Genomic DNA, 15,942 nt, shown 5'->3' on the forward strand with positions numbered 1-15,942 from the left:
GCGCGGGTCAGGTGGTCGGCTTGTCGACGGGCTGGAGCCCCTCCGGCAGGGTCAGCGGGAGCTGCTCGCCCACGGGCATCGCGTGGGCGCCACGGCGCACCACGACACCGGCCAGCAGCTCGTCCCAGAGCGAGGCGGCCTCCGCGCTGCGCGCGGGGTCGCCGAGGAACGTCGCCCGCAGCAGCCACCGGGCGCCGTTGACGCCGACCACGCGGGAGTGCTGGACGCCCTGGTTGCCGTCGGGCATGGCGACCTTCACCTCGCACAGCAGCTCCGTGCCGTAGCGGCCCTCCCGCTCGGTCGCGGTGCCGCCTCGGCGGTAGGTCTCCGCCGCGATCTGCGGGCGCACCTCGGCCCAGAGGTCGCCGTTGCGGGGTGCCGCGAACGCGCGCAGCTCGACCGCGCCGGAGTCGTCGGTGAGCAGCACCGCCTTGACGGTGCCGGTCTTGTCCTCGACCTGCACGCGGAGGTTGCGGCCCTGCAGCTGCGCCGGGCTGACCAGCAGCGAGCCGAGGTCGACGAGTGCGCGGGGGTCGGCGGGGTCGACGTCGTCGATGTCGAAGGGGCCACCCTCGGGGGTGGCGTCGCCGGTCGCGTCGCCCGCGCCGTCCTCGCTCGTCGCCGGATCCGCGGCGCCGGTGGTCCCGGTCTCCTCGACCGCCGACTCCTCACGGCCCGCCTTGCGCCGCAGCCTCACGTCAGTCCTCCTCGTCGGTCCTCGCGGACCGTGGGCGTCTCCGGTCGGACCGCTCAGGAAGATCCGACACCAGTAGAACCGTAGCCCCCGTCGCCACGGACGCTGGTGGGAAGGTCCGCAACCGGCACGAACTCGGCCCGCTCGAACCGCTGGATCACCAGCTGCGCGATCCGGTCGCCGCGCCGCAGCTCGATCGCCTCGGTCGGGTCGTGGTTGATCAGCATCACCTTCACCTCGCCGCGGTAGCCGGCGTCGACCGTGCCGGGCGTGTTGACGATCGAGAGCCCGTGCCGCGCCGCCAGGCCCGAGCGCGGGTGGATCAGCGCGACGAAGCCGTCGGGCAGCGCGATCGCGATGCCGGTCGGCACCATCGCCCGCTCCCCCGGCGCGAGGCTGACGTCGACGGTGGTGGTCAGGTCGGCGCCGGCGTCGCCGGGATGGGCGTAGGCGGGCAGGGGCACGTCCGGGTCCAGCCGGGCGACCTGGACGGTCAGCCGGCCGGCCCGCTCGGGCGCGACGGTGGTGCTCGGGGTGCTGGCTTCGGTCACGAGGGCGACCCTACGCAACGGGCCCCGGAGGCCGGATGGGATCATCGGGGTGTGAACGACGGCGGTGCGCGGGTGGACTACCACGAGCGTCTGGGCGTCCCGCTTCGCTGGTGGGCCCAGGGCACGATGCTGGTGGCGAGCCTGTGGATCGCCATGATCGTGGCGATCCCGGACCAGCCGCTGCCGTGGGTGCTGACCGGCCTGGCGCTCGCCCTCCTCGCCGCCTGCCTCTACTGGTACGGCGACGCCCGGGTCGAGGTGCGCGACGGCTGGTTCCGCGCGGGCCGTGCCCGGATCGAGGTGCGGCACCTCGGCGACGTCGCCGCGCTCGACGCCAAGGAGACCTGGCGCGTGGCCGGCCCCGACGCGGACGTCCGCGCCTTCCTGCTGATGCGGCCCTACCTGCGCCGCGCGGTGCGGGTGCAGATCAGCGACCGGGCCGACCCCACGCCGTACTGGCTGGTGAGCTCGCGCCACCCGGAGGCGCTCGCCGGTGCGTTGAAAGCGGCCCGCTCCGGACACGCCGGCTGACCGGGGCGCTAGGGTCGGACCATGGCAGATGACAGCTCCAAGGTCTGGTCCGCGCTCTCGCTCTTCGCGGGGCTCGGCGCGGCCGCGGTGGCGCGCAAGGCGCTCCGCGGCGGCTGGAAGGCGGCGACCGGCAAGGAGCCGCCGTCGAACCCCGCCGACCCCGACGTGGACCTGTGGGAGGCGGTGGCCTGGGCCGCCGCCAGCGGCACGCTGATCGCGCTGGCCAAGATGGCCGCGACGCGCCGCGCCGCGACCTACTACCTCAAGTCGACCGGCGAGCTGCCGCCGCCGCTGCGCAAGGACGAGCCGGCCACCGCCTGAGCCGCGACGTCCCCGAGGAGACGCCGTCGCCGGGCCGGTGACCGGCCCAGGAGACGCAGAACGCCGGGTCCCACTCCTCGAGGGGGCCCGGCGTCGTCGTCCGGAGCGAGGCTCCGGCCGGTCTCTCAGACGCAGTCGCGGCAGATCATCCGGTCGGCGTCGGCCAGCTGGCTGTGGTGGTGCACCAGGAAGCAGCTCATGCAGGTGAACTCGTCCTCCTGCTTGGGCTTCACCTCGACCGCGAGCTCCTCGTGCGAGAGGTCGGCGCCCGGGAGCTCGAAGGACTCGGCGGCCTCGGTCTCGTCCTCGTCGACCTTGCCGGAGTTCTTGTCGTGGCGACGCGCCTTGAGCTCCTCGATGCTCTCCTCGGACTGCTCGTCCTCGTTCTTGCGCGGTGCGTCGTAGTCGGTCGCCATGACGTTCTCCTCTCCCCGGTCGGGGGTACTGCGATGTGGGGGTCTACGGCCTGATCGGCGCCGCAGATTGTGCACCATGGGGCGCCGGATCGCGACACCGGTGCCGTTGCGAGTCACGGAACAGCGCCGAGGTCCTCCCTATTCCCCGAGGAACCCGGCCGATCGTACGGCCTCGTGCAGGTCCCGGAAACCATGCTCTGGACCAGCCAGCACGAGCTCCCGGCCGCCCGCGCCGGGCAGTCGCTCGACCCGCGCCCCCGCCAGCCGGGCGACCAGGCCGCCGGCCGCGTGGTCCCAGAGGTTGACGCCCTCCTCGACGTAGCCGTCCAGGCTCCCCTCGGCGACCTGGCACAGGTCGAGGGCACAGGAGCCGCCGCGGCGGATGTCTCGGACCCGCGGGAGGATCCGGGCCACCGCGGCGGCCTGGAGCGCCCGCATCTCGGCGCTGTAGCTGAAGCCGGTCCCCAGGAGCCGCTGCCCCAGCGGTGCGGGCCCCCGCACGGTGAGCGGCTCGCCGTCCCGGGTCGTGACGCCGCCGCCGGGCTGCTCCGGGTCGAGGTGGGCGCGGTAGACGACGTCGTGGCCGACGCCGTGGACGACCCCCGCCACGACCTCGCCGTCGACCTCAGCGGCGATGGAGACCGCGTGCTCGGGGCGCCCGTAGAGGAAGTTCACCGTGCCGTCGATCGGGTCGACGATCCACCGCACGCCGCTGGTGCCGGCGACGTCGTCGCCCTCCTCGCCGAGGATGGCGTCGTCGGGCCGGGCGGCCAGCAGGCGGGCCCGGATCAGCTCCTCGGCGGCCCGGTCGGCCACGGTGACGACGTCGACCTCGCTGGACTTGGTGTCGGCGACGCCGACGCCGGCGTGGCTGCGGACGAGCGCGGCGGCCTCGGCCGCGACGGCGGCGGCGAGGTCCGCGAGGGTGCGCGGGTCGGGCGACGTGGTGCTCACCGGCCGGTCATCCGTTCCGGGGCAGGCAGCAGCCCGCGGGGCAGCGGTCGCAGACGGGGGCCCGGGAGCCCAGCGAGGCCCGCTCCGGCTCCTCGCCGCGCTCCGCCGCGGCCCGCTCCACCAGCAGGTCCCGGATCGCGGCCACGAACCGCGGGTCGGTGCCGGCGGTGGCCGCCCGGCGGGCCGGGAGGCCGAGCCTCTCGGCGGTCGCCATCGCCTCGGTGTCGAGGTCGTAGACGACCTCCATGTGGTCGGAGACGAAACCGATCGGGATCATCACCACGCCCGGGCAGCCCTCGGCGGCCAGCTCCTCGAGCCGGTCGTTCACGTCGGGCTCGAGCCACGGGGTGTGCGGCGAGCCGGACCGCGAGCAGAAGACCAGCTCGTGCTCGCGGGCGGCACCGGTGCGGGCCGCGACCGCCTCGGCGACCACGGCCGCGATCTCGAGGTGCTGGGCGAGGTAGGCGCCGCCGCCGGACTCCACCGGGCCGCTCTCGTCGTTCATCGCGGTGGGGATCGAATGGGTGACGAAGACCAGCCGGGCCGCCCGCGCGATCTCGCCGGAGAGCCCGCCGGGCAGCTCGCCGAGCGAGGCGACGGTCGCGTCGACCGCCGGCTCCACGAAGCCCGGGTGGTCGTAGTAGGCGCGGAGCTTGTCCAGCACGGGCGCCTGCAGGCCCTCGGGCACCGCGGCGACGGCGTCGTCGAGGTTGGTCAGGTACTGGCGGCAGCTGGACCAGGAGGAGTACGCCGACGTGGCGACGCAGGCCGCGCGGCGTACCCCGTCGCGGGCCATCTGCTCGACCACGTCGTTCAGGTACGGCCCCCAGTTGCGGTTGCCCCAGTAGACCGGGAGGTCGATGCCGGCCGCGGCCAGGTCGGCCTCGATCGCGGCCTTCAGGGCACGGTTCTGGTCGTTGATCGGCGACTTCCCGCCGAACAGGAAGTAGTGCTCCCCCACCTGCTCCAGGCGCTCCCGCGGGATGCCGCGGCCACGGGTCACGTTCTCCAGGAACGGCACCACGTCCTCCGGCTTCTCCGGTCCGCCGAAGGAGACCAGGAGCAGGGCGTCGTAGGGGTCGGTCACGGTCGTCGTCGAGGTTTCCGAGGTCGCCACGCCGCCATCCTAGGGAGCGCACCGCAACGCTCCGACTTCGCGCCCGCGGCCGCGATTGGCGGCCGGCCCCGCGCGGGTGGAGGATGCGGTCGCCATGCTCGACACCTATCGCGCGATCTTCACCCGCGCCTCCGCCGCCTTCAGCCTCACCGGCCTGGTGGCGCGCCTGCCGATCTCGATGGTCGGCCTGGGGATCGTGCTGCTGGCCGAGGACGTCTCCGGCTCCTACGCCTTCGCCGGTTCGGTGTCGGCGGTCGCGCTGATCGCCAACGCCGCGCTCGCCATCCCGCAGGGGCGCCTGATCGACCGGTTCGGCCAGGGGCGCGTGCTGTCGCTGGTGATCACGCTCTGGGGCGTCGCGCTGGCCGCCACGATGTGGTCGCTGCAGGCCGGCTGGCCGCACCCGGTCACCTACCTGATCGCCGCGGTCGCCGGCGCCTCGCTGCCCTCGGTCGGCACCTGCGTGCGCGCCCGCTGGTCGCACACGCTGGCCGACCAGCCGTCGCGGCTGCACACGGCCTTCTCCTTCGAGGCCGTCGCCGACGAGACGACGTTCCTCGTCGGCCCCATCGCCGTCACGCTGCTCGCCACCTCCGTGCACCCGGCCGCCGGCCTGGTGGCCGCGCTGGTGGCCGGGACACTGGGCACCTACGCCTTCTCCGCCCAGCGCGGCACCGAGCCCCCTCCCCACCCGAGGCGGGCGGGCGACGCCCGCCGACCGCCCATGCCGTGGCGCGCGATCGCGCCGCTGACGCTGGCCTCGATCGCGCTGGGGGTGGTGTTCGGGGCGGCCGAGGTCACCACCGTCGCCTTCGCCGACGAGCAGGGGCGGCAGGGGCTGGCGGGCGTCCTGCTGGCGCTCTGGGCGCTCGGCAGCCTGCTGTCCGGGCTCGCCTCCGGCGCCATCAGCTGGCGCAGCTCCACCCTGACCCGGCTCCGGTTCGGCGCGCTGGCGCTGGCCTGCTCGATGGCGCCGCTCGTCGTCGCGCCCAACCTCGGCACCATGGCCGTCCTGCTGATGATCAGCGGACTCGCGGTCTCGCCGACCCTGATCGCCACGATGTCGCTGGCCGAGCAGGTGCTGCCGACCTCGCGGATGACCGAGGGCATGGCGTTCCTGCAGACCGGCCTGGCCGCGGGCGTCGCGCCGGGCGCCGCGCTCGCGGGCATCGTGATCGACGGCGCGGGGGCCTCGCCGGCGTACCTGATCTGCGTCGGCGGCGGCACCGCGGCGTTGCTTGCCGCACTCCTGCTCCGGGTGGGCGCTACGGTGCGGTCCCATGACGAGCGCGTTGATGGATCCGAAGCCGGGCACGTGGCGTAACTGGTCGGGCCTGGAGCAGGCCGCCGACCTGGAGGTCGTCACGCCGAGCGGCGCGGCCGAGGTGGCCGCGGTGGTCCGGGCCGCGGCGGAGGCCGGCCGCACGGTGAAGGCGGCCGGCACCGGCCACAGCTTCACCGCCATCGCACGTCCCGAGCAGGTCCACCTGCTGCCCGGTGGGATGGCCGGCATCGTGGGCGTGGACCGCGAGGCCATGACGGTCACCGCGCTCGCCGGCACCCAGCTGAAGGTGCTCAACGCCGCGCTGGAGCGCCTCGGCCTCAGCCTGCACAACATGGGCGACATCGCCGAGCAGACGCTGGCCGGCGCGATCTCGACCGGCACCCACGGCACCGGCGGCCGGGCGGCCGGGCTGGGCGCGCAGGTGGTCGGCCTGGAGCTGGTCACCGGCACCGGCGAGGTGCTGCGGGCCACCGCCGAGGAGAACCCCGAGGTGCTGGAGAGCGCCCGCGTCGGCCTGGGTGCGCTCGGCGTGCTGACCACGATCACCTTCGCGGTCGAGCCGCTCTTCCTGCTGCGCGCGCAGGAGCAGCCGATGTCGTGGGACGAGGCGCTCGGCTCCTTCGACGAGATGACGGCAGGCGCCGACCACGTCGACATGTACTGGTTCCCGCACACCGACCGGATGCTGACCAAGCGCAACACCCGGCTCGGCACCGACCTGACCGCCGCCGAGCCGGTCGCGCGCTGGCGCGGGTGGCTCGACGACGAGTTCCTCTCGAACACCGTCTTCGGCGCCCAGACCGCGCTGCTCAACCGGGTCCCCGGGGCGATCCCGCGCGCGAACCGGCTGGCGGCGCGGATGCTCGGGCCCCGCACCTACTCCGACATCGCCCACAAGGTCTTCACCAGCCCGCGCGACGTCGTCTTCCGGGAGATGGAGTACGCCGTCCCGCGCGAGGCCGGGCTCGCCGCGCTGGCCGAGTGCCGGCGGGTGCTGGACGCCTCGGACCTGCGGATCTCGTTCCCGGTCGAGATCCGGGTGGCGCCCGCCGACGACATCCCGCTCTCCACGGCCTCGGCGCGCGACTCGTTCTACCTGGCCTTCCACACCCACCGCGACGCCGAGCACCGCGACTACTTCGCCCTGATGGAGTCGGTGATGACCACCCACGGCGGGCGCCCGCACTGGGGCAAGGTGCACACGCTGGACGCGGCGGCGCTGGCCGGCCTCTACCCGCGGTTCGGGGAGTTCCTGGCGCTGCGGGACCGTCTCGACCCGCACCGGGTCTTCGCCAACGACTACCTGCGGCGGGTCCTGGGCGACTGACGCCGGGCCGCCCCGGACCACCCGGTCAGCCGACGGGGATCACGCAGGGCTCGCCCTGCCGGAGCACCTCCAGGCGCCCGTCGACCCACCGCGGCGGGCAGGACAGGTCGAGGCTCGCCTCGGAGCCGTCGCCGCTGCCGACCAGCGAGCCGTCGTACGCCGAGAAGAGCAGCGTGCGGGCCCTGCCGCCGTCGTCGGCGAGCAGCACCGCCAGCCGCGAGCCGTCGGGCGCCAGCGATGCCTGGCGCACCGCCAGCCCGGACCAGCCCGCGGGAGCCAGCTCGGCGGCGCCGACGGCGAGTGGCACGTCGTACCCGGGCTCGAGCCCCGGACCCGTGACCACCCAGGCCAGGCCGTCCGTGCCACCCTCCCCGAGGGCCCGCACCCAGCCGATCGAGTCGGTGTCGACGAAGCCGCCCGTGACGCCGGGCGGCGTGGGCCCGCTGACCCGGGTGGCGTCGGTGTCCACGAACGCGACGCCGCCGTCCACCGCCGGCACGAGCACCAGGCGGCTGTCGGTGGACCACCGGTGGGCGAACCCCGGGGCGGCCGCCACCCCTTCGACCCGCTCGGGCTCCGTGCGGTCGGAGCGGAGCAGGTAGAGGTCGTTCGGCCCGCCGGGCCGCCGGGCCTGGAGGTAGGAGAGCCAGCGGCCGTCGGGGCTGAGCCCCAGCGCCACGGCGGAGCGGTCCTCCACCGGGTCGATGGTGAAGGAGGAGCCGTCGCTGCGCTCCACCAGCCAGCCGGCCTCCTGGCGCGCGGCGCGGACGTAGGTGGCGCCGTCGTCGGTCGGCGCCGCCACGGGGCTGCCGGGCGCCGCGGCGCCCGTTTCCGCGCCACCACCGCCGCCGGCACCGTCCCGGGCGCCGTCGGCCGACGCACCGCCGCGGGTCACGACGACGACCATCGCGACCACCAGGGTCAGCGCGATCCCCACCAGGAGGAGCATCAGCGGCCGGGCCGGCCTCGGGACGCGCCCGGTCGTACGAGCCCGACGTCGGCGCCCCTGGCTCATGCGCACAGGTTCCCAGGCCGGCCGTGGCCCGGGCGTCCGAACGCCGGAAAGGCGGCGACCGCTCTAGATCACCTGATCACCAGTGGCCGGTGTCCAGCAGCGTGCGACGCCCCGGAGGCAGCCCGTTGAAGGTCCGCAGCGAGCCGCGCCGGCCACCGCCCGCGGTGCCGTCGGGGTAGAACGCGACCACCGAGACGGAGGCGGGCGCCAGCTCCAGCGCGAACAGCGCGCTCAGCGGGGCGCCGACCGCGTGCGCGACGAGGGTCTTGATGGGTGTGACGTGGGAGGCGAGGACGACCGTCCGGCCCGCGTGCGCGTCGAGGACCCGGTCCAGACCGGCGAGCACCCGGGCGCGCACCTCCTCGAACGACTCCCCGCCGTGGGGCGCCGCGGCGAGGTCGCCGAGCCACGTGTCCATCCCGGCCCGGTCCGCGGCCGCGACCTCCCCGAAGGTGCGGCCCTCCCACGACCCGAAGTCCATCTCCGCGAAGTCCGCGTCCTCCTCGACGACGAGCCCGAGCTCGCCGGCGATCGCGTCCGCGGTCTCGCGGGTGCGCCGCACCGGGGAGGCGATCACCGCGTCCACCCGGTCCCCCAGCTCGGTCAGCCAGCGGGCCGCCAGGAGCGCCTGCTCGCGCCCCTCCGGCGAGAGCGGCGGGTCCTCGCCCGTCAGCCCGCCGGAGAAGCGGCGGCCGGACGTGTGGGCGGTGACGCCGTGCCGGACCAGGACCAGCGTGGTCGGCGGGCCGCCGGGACCCACCATCGGTGCTACAGGCCGCTCTCGTCGGTGCGGACCAGGATCCGCGAGCACTCCTCGCACCGCACGACCTCGTCGGCGGCGCGCGTGCGGATCTGGGCGATCTCGAGGTTGTCCAGCGTCAGCATGCAGCCGCCGCACTGGCGGGCCCGCAGCAGCGCCGCGCCGACGCCGCCCTTGGCGGCCCGCAGCTTCTCGTAGAGCGCCAGCAGGTCCGCGGCGATGCCCTCGGCCACCGGCGTGCGGCGGGCGGAGGCGTCCGCGATCCGCTCGTCGAGGGCCGCCGCCTCCTCGGCCCGCGCCTGGGTGAGCGCGGCGAGCTGCTGCTCGATCTCGGCGAGGTCGGAGGTGAGCGCCGTGAGCCCGGTCTGGGCCTCCTCCAGGCGCTCCATGACCTCGAGCTCCTCGTCCTCCAGGGTCCCGATGCGGCGCTCGAGGCTCTGCAGCTCGTGCTGCATCCGCTCCAGGTCCTTCGGGTTGCTGACCAGGCCGGCGTCGATCCGGTCCTGGTCGCGCTTGCGGCGCGCCTTGACCTGCTCCACGTCGGCGTCGGCCTGGGCCTGCACGACCGCGAGGTCGTCGACGACGATCTGCTGGTCGCGCACCCAACCGGTGGTCTCGGTACGACGCGACGTCAGCGTCGCGATCTCCGCCGCCTGCGGCGGGTTCGCCCGCTGATGGCGGAGCTGGTCGATCTGGGAGTCGATCGCCTGGAGCTCGAGCAGCTTCAGCTGGGCGGAGGGGTCGGCCTTCATACCCTCATTGTCCAGGGATCGGTGACGATTGTGCTCACCCGGGTCTCCACCGTCTCACCCAGCGCACCCTGCAGGCGTGCCTCGACCACCGGGAGCCACGTCCACTCGGCCGCCCAGTGGGCCACGTCGACCAGGGCGGGGCCGCCCTTCTCGACGAACTCGGCGGCCGGGTGGTGCCGCAGGTCGCTGGTCAGGTAGACGTCCACCCCGCTGCCCGCGACCCGGTCGAGGAGGAAGTCCCCGGCGCCACCGCAGAGAGCGACCCGCGAGACGAGACGGTCGGGGTCGCCGGCGACCCGCACGCCGTGCTCGGTGTGCGGCAGCGCCTTGGAGACGGTCTCGGCGAACTCGCGCAGCGTCACCGGCGGCAGGCTGCCGACCCGGCCCGTGCCGGTCTCGGTCAGCCCGGGGTCGGCGACCTCGCTGACGTCGTACGCGGGCTCCTCGTAGGGGTGGGCGGCGAGCATCGCGCTCACCACCGCTGCGCGCCGCGAGCGCAGCAGCACCGCCTCGACGCGGACCTCCTCGACCGTCTCGATCTCGCCGACCGTGCCGATCATCGGGTTGGCGCCCTCCAGGGGACGGAACCGCGTCTCGCCCGGGGCGCTGGTGAACGAGGCGAACTCGTAGTCGCCGAGCCGGCCGGCGCCGGCCTCGGCGATCGCCGCGCGCACCGGCGCCGCGGCGTCGGCGGGCACGTAGGCGGTCAGCTTGTCCATCGGCTCGCGCGGCGCCCGCAGGATCGGGGCAACGTCGGTGAGGCCGAGCGCGCGCGCCAGCGCGTCGGAGACCCCGTCGACCGCCTGGTCGGCGTTGGTGTGGGCGGTGAGCAGGGCACAGCCTGCGCCCGCGAGCGCGGCCAGCGTGCGGCCCTTCGGCGTCGTCGCGGGGAACCCGTGCACCGGCTTGAGGAAGAGCGGGTGGTGGACCACGAGCAGGTCGGCCTTCCACTCGGCGGCCTCCGCGGCGACGGCCTCGGTCGGGTCGACGGCGAACATCACGCGCCGCACCTCGCGCTCGGGATCGCCGTACACGAGGCCGACGGCGTCCCACGACTCGGCGGTGGCCGGTGGGTACCAGGTGTGGATCAGGTCCAGGACTTCCTTGAGGGCCGGCATGCCGGTCAGGGTAGCGGCGTCCCCCGACGCCGTGGGCGACCCCTCGACGCCGCCGAGTCGGCAGAAACTCTCCGCCGCCTCGGCGTCAGGTGGCGTGAGTCGGCAGAAAGTTTCGGCCGACTCGCGCTCAGGACGGGGGAACGTCGGCGAGGGTGGGCGCCACGACGTCGCGGAGCAGCGGCGCGATCCGGTCGGCCGGGACCGACGCGTCGGCCGGGTCCCACCACATCAGCTCCTCGATCTCCGCCTGCGGGCCGGTGAGCGAGACGAGGCGGGCGGTGAGCACCACGGCCTCGATCGTCCGCCCGTGCTCGTTGGCCGCCGGCGCGGTCCACTCCCCCAGCCGGGCCACGTCCGCGACCTCCGCACCGAGCTCCTCCCGGATCTCGCGGACGCCGGTCTGCTCGGGCGTCTCGCCGGGCTCGGGCTTGCCGCCGGGCTGCATGAACGCGGTGGTGCCGCGCTTGCGGACGGTCAGGAACCGCCCGTCGGCGTCCCGGACCGCGACGGCGACCACCCGGATGGGCGGCTCGGGGCTGGACACGGGCGGGGTGGTCGGTTCGGGCACGCCACGACGCTAGCGGTCCGCCGTACGTCCCGGGGCGTGCCCTGCGCCACCGCGTCGCACGGGGGTCCACGCGATGGCGCAGGGGTCCGGGGAGGCCCTGGCGGGCCCGGTCGGGCTCAGTTGACCTGGCGGTCGCGGTCGGCCCAGTACTCCTTGCGCAGCTTGAACTTCTGCAGCTTGCCGGTGGCGGTGCGGGCGAGCTCGTCGCGGAACTCCACCGACGTCGGCGACTTGTAGCCGGCCAGCCGCTCCTTGCACCAGGCGATCAGCTCCGCCTGCATCGCCTCGCCGGGCTCGGAGCCGTCGATGAGCACGACCAGCGCCTTGATCGTCTCGCCCCACTTCTCGCTCGGCACCCCGATCACGGCGACCTCCGCGACCGCGGGGTGGGAGAAGAGCGCGTCCTCGACCTCGATCGACGAGACGTTCTCGCCGCCGGTGATGATGACGTCCTTCTTGCGGTCGGAGATCGTCAGGTAGCCGTCGTCGCCGATGACGCCGCCGTCGCCGGTGTGGAACCAGCCGCCGGCGAGGCAGCGGTCGCTCTCCGCCGGGTTGTCCCAGTAGCCCTCCAGGACCACGTTGGACCGGGCCAGCACCTCGCCGGCGCTGTCCGGGTTGTCGTCGATCTTCAGGGTCACCCCGAGGGCCGGTGCGCCGGCACGCGTCAGCAGGGTGGCACGCTCCTCGGCCGGCAGGTCGTCCCACTCCTCGCGGGTGCGGTTGAAGGTGAGCACCGGCGAGGTCTCGGTGAGGCCGTAGATCTGGATGAACTCCCAGCCCAGCTCCTCCTGGACCCGGATCACGGTCTTCGTCGGCGGCGGGGCGCCGGCCATGATGATCCGGACCCGGTCGCGGCCGGGGATCGGGCCGTCCCAGTCCTGCGCCGCCTCCAGCACGGCGGCCGCGACCGCCGGGGCCGCGCACATGACGGTCACGCCGTGCTCCGCGACCCGGCGCAGGATCTCGGCGCCGTCGACCTTGCGCAGGATGACGTGCCGGGCGCCGACGCCGGTCATCGCGAACGGCATCCCCCAGCCGTTGGCGTGGAACTGGGGCAGCGTGTGCAGGTAGACGTCGCGGTCGCCGATCTGGGAGTGCAGGCCGAAGGTGACGGCGTTGGTCCAGATGTTGCGGTGGGTGATCTGGACGCCCTTGGGGCGGGCCGTCGTGCCCGAGGTGTAGTTGATCGTCGCGGTGGCGCCCTCGTCGTGCTCCCACGGCTCGGGTACGGCGCCGGGCTCGGCGTACAGGTCGGAGTCGGTGCCGAGCACGAACTTGTGCTCGCAGTCGACGCCCTTGAGCGACTCCTCGAGCTCGGGGTCGACGTACAGGACCCGGGCCCCGGAGTGCTCGACGATGTAGGAGACCTCGTCGGGGCGGAGGCGGAAGTTGACCGGGACCAGCACCCGTCCCCAGCCGGCGACGCCGTAGAACGAGGTCAGCAGCCGCGCGCTGTTCTGGCTGACCACGGCCACCCGCTCGCCGACGCCGATGCCGAGCTCGTCCAGCTTGGCGGCCTGGCGGCGGGCCAGGTCCCCCATCTGGGCATAGGTCAGCTCGCCGAGGCTGGCGGCGGGCTGGGACGGCTCGTCGACGATGCCGACGCGGTCGCCGTAGACGGTCTCGGCGCGGTCGAGGAAGTCGTTGACGCTGAACGGGACGAACATGGAACCTCCGCAGTGGTGTGATCACCGCCACGATAGGCAAGGTGACACAGGTCACGCCCACCCCCGATGGGGGACCGCGCGACGAGCGGCGCGAAGCGAGCGACCAGCGGTCGAGGGGTTCCGGTGGACGCAACAGGGATCGAACCTGTGACCGCCTCGTTGTAAGCGAGGAGCTCTACCGCTGAGCTATGCGTCCGTGCGAGCGGCGCTCACCCTACTGGACGCCTGCGCCGGCGGGCGAAGCAACACCGGCGGGCGGTGGTTTCGAGGCTCGCTTCGCTCGCACCTCAACCACCGGCCCGGCTCGCTTCGCTCGCACCTCAACCACCGGCACCGCTCGCTGCGCTCGCACCTCAACCACCGACACCCGCCACCGGCGGTCGCCCCGACCACAGAACTGACGGCTGCCATCGCGGAGAACGCGCAGCGAGGGCCGGGAGGGAGCGAAGCGACCGGACGGCACGAGCGAAGCTTCTCCGCGTGCAGCCGCCGCGGGCCGCCAGCGGACCTCGCACCGAGAAATGCCCGACCGCGAGGCCGGCAGCGTGTCGAGCGAAGCGAAGACACGCTCGGCCAGTCCAAAAATGAGTTGAACCGCTGGCGTCTCGGGTCACCAGCGGTTCAACAGGTAGAACGTTACCGGCACACACCCCCCCGTCAACGAATTCGGACGGAATCGAGCCCTTGGACCCAGGCGCCTAGTACCAACTGACTACCGCACCGGTATCCGAATTGAGGATCAGGGGCGTGGGGTCGCGCCGGCGTCGACCGCCCGGCGCAGCTCGACGAGGTGCTGGTCGAGGTCGCGGGCGTCCTGGGGGGCGCTGTGCACGGTCCAGGTGATGGTGCCGGCGCGGTCGACGATGAACGAGGAGCGCCGGGGGCCGCCGTTGGTCTCGTCGAGGACGCCGAAGGCCCGGGCCACCTCGCCGTGCGGCCAGAAGTCGCTGAGCAGCGGGAAGTTGAGGCCGTCGGTGTCGGCGAAGACCCGCAGCGCGTAGACGGGGTCGCAGGAGATCGCCAGGATCTCGGTGTCGAAGGTGAGGAACTCGTCGAGGCGCTGCCGGATCACCGACATCTCGCCGGTGCAGACGCCGGAGAAGGCGAAGGGGTAGAAGACCACCGCGACCGCCTTGCTCCCCCGGTACGACGCCAGCGAGACCTCCTGGCCGAACTGGTCGCGCAGGGTGAAGTCCGGGGCGGCATCGCCGACGCCCAACGGCTCGGTCCTGGGGGTCACGTACGGTTCACCAGCTCCCTCTTGAGCACCTTGCCGGTCGCGTTGCGCGGCAGCTCGGCGACGAACTCGATGTCGCGCGGCACCTTGTAGCGTGCCAGGTGGGCCCTCACGTGCTCCTTGAGGTCGTCCACGGAGAGCTCGTCGTGACCCTCCTCCCGCACGACGAAGGCGCGCAGCCGCTGCCCGAAGTCGTCGTCCTCGACGCCGACCGCGGCCGCCTCGTGGATCCCGGGGTGGCTGGCGAGGCAGTCCTCGACCTCGCGGGGGAAGACGTTCTCGCCGCCGGAGACGATCATCTCGTCGTCGCGGCCCTCGACGTAGAGCAGCCCGTCGCCGCCGAACCGGCCGACGTCGCCCGAGGCCATCAGGCCGTCGACGACCTCCTTGGCGCCGCCGCCGGTGTAGCCCTCGATCTGCAGACCGTTGCCGACGAAGATCCGCCCGGGCTCCCCCGGCGGGACCTCGTGCCCGTCGTGGTCGAGGATCCGGACGACCGTGGCGTGCGGGATCCGCCCGGCGGTGCCGGGGGCGGCGCGCAGGTCGGCGGGGGTGGCGATCGACGCCCAGGCGATCTCGGTGGAGCCGTAGATCGAGTACAGGTGGTCGCCGAACCGGTCCATCCACCGCTCGGGGAGGTCGCCGGGCAGCGCGGAGCCCGACGAGGCCACGACCTTCAGGTCGGGCAGCGGGTGCGCGTCGAGCACCTCGTCGGGCAGCGCGAGGATGCGCTGGAGCATCACCGGGATGGCGGCGAAGGAGTCGCACTGGTGGCGGTCGAGCAGCTCGAGCGCCTCCTCCGGGTCGAACCGGCGGCTGAGCACCAGCGTGGTGCCCAGCAGCATCGCGAGCTGGTAGTGCGCGAACCCCCAGGTGTGGAACAGCGGGGCCGCGACGTGGCAGCGCCAGCCGGCCTTGAGCGGCATCCGGGAGAGCAGCGAGACGGCGGCGGGGACGCCGCCCTGCGGTCGCGGCGCGCCCTTGGGGGTGCCCGTGGTGCCGGAGGTAAGGATGATGGTGCGCCCGCCCCGCTCCGGCGGCGTCAGGTCCGCCTCGTCGCCGGCGAGGATCATGCCGTCCAGCGAGTCCGGGTCGGGGCGCTCCGAACCCGGCGAGGGCTCGGTCCAGGCGAGCACGCGGTCCGCGACGGGCGCGCCGGCGAGGAGGTCGGTGAACTCCTCGTCGTGGACGACCACCCGGGGCCGCTCGCGCTCCAGCACGTCGGCCAGCTGGGGCCCCGCGAAGGCGGTGTTGAGGTAGAGGACGTCGGCGCCGAGCTTGCTGACCGCGATCGAGGCCTCGATGAACCCGCGGTGGTTGCGGCACAGCACGGCGACGCCGTCACCGGGGCCCACGCCGCGCCCGGCCAGCGCGTGGGCCAGCGCGTTGGTGCGCCGGTGCAGCTGGGCGTAGGTGAGGGAGCCGCGCTCGTCGATGATGGCGAGGTGGTCGGGCATCCGCAGCGCGACCGTGCGGAAGCCGCCCGCCGGGTGCGAGCCCCAGCGCTGCAGGGTCGCCGCCAGGCCGGCCAGCACCGTCGGCCGGTACGGCCGGACCACCCCGGCGGCGGTCAGCAGCCGCAGGCTGGTGGCGCCGTCGCGAACCCGTGCGGTGAGCGAGCCCACC

The 15,942-nt window shown here is 74.1% G+C and carries 17 protein-coding genes and 1 tRNA gene; 4 read left to right on the forward strand and 14 right to left on the reverse strand.

What is annotated here, in order from left to right; genetic code table 11:
- Nucleotides 1-7: 7 nt before the first annotated feature.
- Complete coding sequence (locus ABLM29_RS13025; RefSeq protein WP_349714549.1) at nucleotides 8-697, reverse strand: DUF3710 domain-containing protein; 690 nt, start codon at nucleotides 695-697, stop codon at nucleotides 8-10.
- A 53-nt stretch (nucleotides 698-750) separates the two neighbouring features.
- Nucleotides 751-1,191: a dUTP diphosphatase gene (gene dut, locus ABLM29_RS13030; RefSeq protein ID WP_349714577.1), complete on the reverse strand. Its 441-nt coding sequence runs from the start codon at nucleotides 1,189-1,191 to the stop codon at nucleotides 751-753.
- Between the two features lie 105 nt (nucleotides 1,192-1,296).
- Between dut and ABLM29_RS13035 the strand changes: the two genes are divergently transcribed.
- Both ABLM29_RS13035 and ABLM29_RS13040 read left to right on the forward strand, forming a co-directional pair.
- Nucleotides 1,297-1,776: a DUF3093 domain-containing protein gene (locus ABLM29_RS13035; protein WP_349714550.1), complete on the forward strand. Its 480-nt coding sequence runs from the start codon at nucleotides 1,297-1,299 to the stop codon at nucleotides 1,774-1,776.
- 21 nt (nucleotides 1,777-1,797) lie between these two features.
- Entirely contained in the window at nucleotides 1,798-2,097 is a 300-nt protein-coding gene (locus ABLM29_RS13040; RefSeq protein ID WP_349714551.1) for a DUF4235 domain-containing protein, read from the forward strand.
- A gap of 125 nt (nucleotides 2,098-2,222) precedes the next feature.
- Here the strand turns inward: ABLM29_RS13040 and ABLM29_RS13045 are convergent, their stop codons facing one another.
- The 3 genes from ABLM29_RS13045 to ABLM29_RS13055 all read right to left on the reverse strand — a co-directional run bounded on the left by ABLM29_RS13045 (nucleotide 2,223) and on the right by ABLM29_RS13055 (nucleotide 4,584).
- Complete coding sequence (locus ABLM29_RS13045) at nucleotides 2,223-2,513, reverse strand: DUF4193 domain-containing protein (RefSeq protein WP_349714552.1); 291 nt, start codon at nucleotides 2,511-2,513, stop codon at nucleotides 2,223-2,225.
- Between the two features lie 138 nt (nucleotides 2,514-2,651).
- On the reverse strand, nucleotides 2,652-3,467 hold the full coding sequence (locus tag ABLM29_RS13050) for an inositol monophosphatase family protein (RefSeq protein ID WP_349714553.1): 816 nt from the start codon (nucleotides 3,465-3,467) through the stop codon (nucleotides 2,652-2,654).
- Between the two features lie 7 nt (nucleotides 3,468-3,474).
- Nucleotides 3,475-4,584, reverse strand: a complete 1,110-nt coding sequence (locus ABLM29_RS13055) for a ferrochelatase (protein ID WP_349714554.1) — start codon at nucleotides 4,582-4,584, stop codon at nucleotides 3,475-3,477.
- Nucleotides 4,585-4,678: 94 nt separating this feature from the next.
- On the opposite strand from ABLM29_RS13055, the gene ABLM29_RS13060 reads away from it, so the two are divergent.
- Together ABLM29_RS13060 and ABLM29_RS13065 are read left to right on the forward strand one after the other, a co-directional pair.
- Nucleotides 4,679-5,908, forward strand: a complete 1,230-nt coding sequence (locus tag ABLM29_RS13060; protein WP_349714556.1) for an MFS transporter — start codon at nucleotides 4,679-4,681, stop codon at nucleotides 5,906-5,908.
- A complete protein-coding gene (locus tag ABLM29_RS13065) occupies nucleotides 5,880-7,196 on the forward strand; it encodes a D-arabinono-1,4-lactone oxidase (protein WP_349714557.1) in 1,317 nt (438 codons plus the stop codon). Before ABLM29_RS13060 ends, ABLM29_RS13065 begins: the two co-directional genes overlap by 29 nt.
- Before the next feature lie 25 nt (nucleotides 7,197-7,221).
- Here ABLM29_RS13065 and ABLM29_RS13070 read toward each other — a convergent pair whose 3' ends face one another.
- The 9 genes from ABLM29_RS13070 to ABLM29_RS13110 form a co-directional block, all read right to left on the reverse strand.
- On the reverse strand, nucleotides 7,222-8,133 hold the full coding sequence (locus tag ABLM29_RS13070; protein ID WP_349714558.1) for a TolB-like translocation protein: 912 nt from the start codon (nucleotides 8,131-8,133) through the stop codon (nucleotides 7,222-7,224).
- A 154-nt stretch (nucleotides 8,134-8,287) separates the two neighbouring features.
- A complete protein-coding gene (locus ABLM29_RS13075) occupies nucleotides 8,288-8,974 on the reverse strand; it encodes a histidine phosphatase family protein (protein ID WP_349714559.1) in 687 nt (228 codons plus the stop codon).
- Between the two features lie 5 nt (nucleotides 8,975-8,979).
- A complete protein-coding gene (locus ABLM29_RS13080; RefSeq protein ID WP_349714560.1) occupies nucleotides 8,980-9,723 on the reverse strand; it encodes a zinc ribbon domain-containing protein in 744 nt (247 codons plus the stop codon).
- Complete coding sequence (locus ABLM29_RS13085) at nucleotides 9,720-10,841, reverse strand: Nif3-like dinuclear metal center hexameric protein (protein WP_349714561.1); 1,122 nt, start codon at nucleotides 10,839-10,841, stop codon at nucleotides 9,720-9,722. The genes ABLM29_RS13080 and ABLM29_RS13085 overlap by 4 nt, the downstream gene beginning before the upstream one ends.
- Before the next feature lie 127 nt (nucleotides 10,842-10,968).
- Nucleotides 10,969-11,409, reverse strand: coding sequence for an NUDIX hydrolase (locus ABLM29_RS13090; protein ID WP_349714562.1), 441 nt, complete (start codon nucleotides 11,407-11,409; stop codon nucleotides 10,969-10,971).
- A gap of 116 nt (nucleotides 11,410-11,525) precedes the next feature.
- Complete coding sequence (locus ABLM29_RS13095; protein ID WP_349714563.1) at nucleotides 11,526-13,079, reverse strand: AMP-binding protein; 1,554 nt, start codon at nucleotides 13,077-13,079, stop codon at nucleotides 11,526-11,528.
- A 124-nt stretch (nucleotides 13,080-13,203) separates the two neighbouring features.
- Nucleotides 13,204-13,275, reverse strand: a tRNA-Val gene (locus tag ABLM29_RS13100).
- Nucleotides 13,276-13,818: 543 nt separating this feature from the next.
- Nucleotides 13,819-14,319, reverse strand: a complete 501-nt coding sequence (locus ABLM29_RS13105) for a peroxiredoxin (protein ID WP_349714564.1) — start codon at nucleotides 14,317-14,319, stop codon at nucleotides 13,819-13,821.
- Complete coding sequence (locus ABLM29_RS13110) at nucleotides 14,316-15,941, reverse strand: AMP-binding protein (protein ID WP_349714565.1); 1,626 nt, start codon at nucleotides 15,939-15,941, stop codon at nucleotides 14,316-14,318. Before ABLM29_RS13110 ends, ABLM29_RS13105 begins: the two co-directional genes overlap by 4 nt.
- Between the last annotated feature and the right edge of the window lies 1 nt (nucleotide 15,942).

Source organism: Nocardioides sp. YIM 152588 (assembly GCF_040191335.1).
GTDB lineage: Bacteria > Actinomycetota > Actinomycetes > Propionibacteriales > Nocardioidaceae > Nocardioides.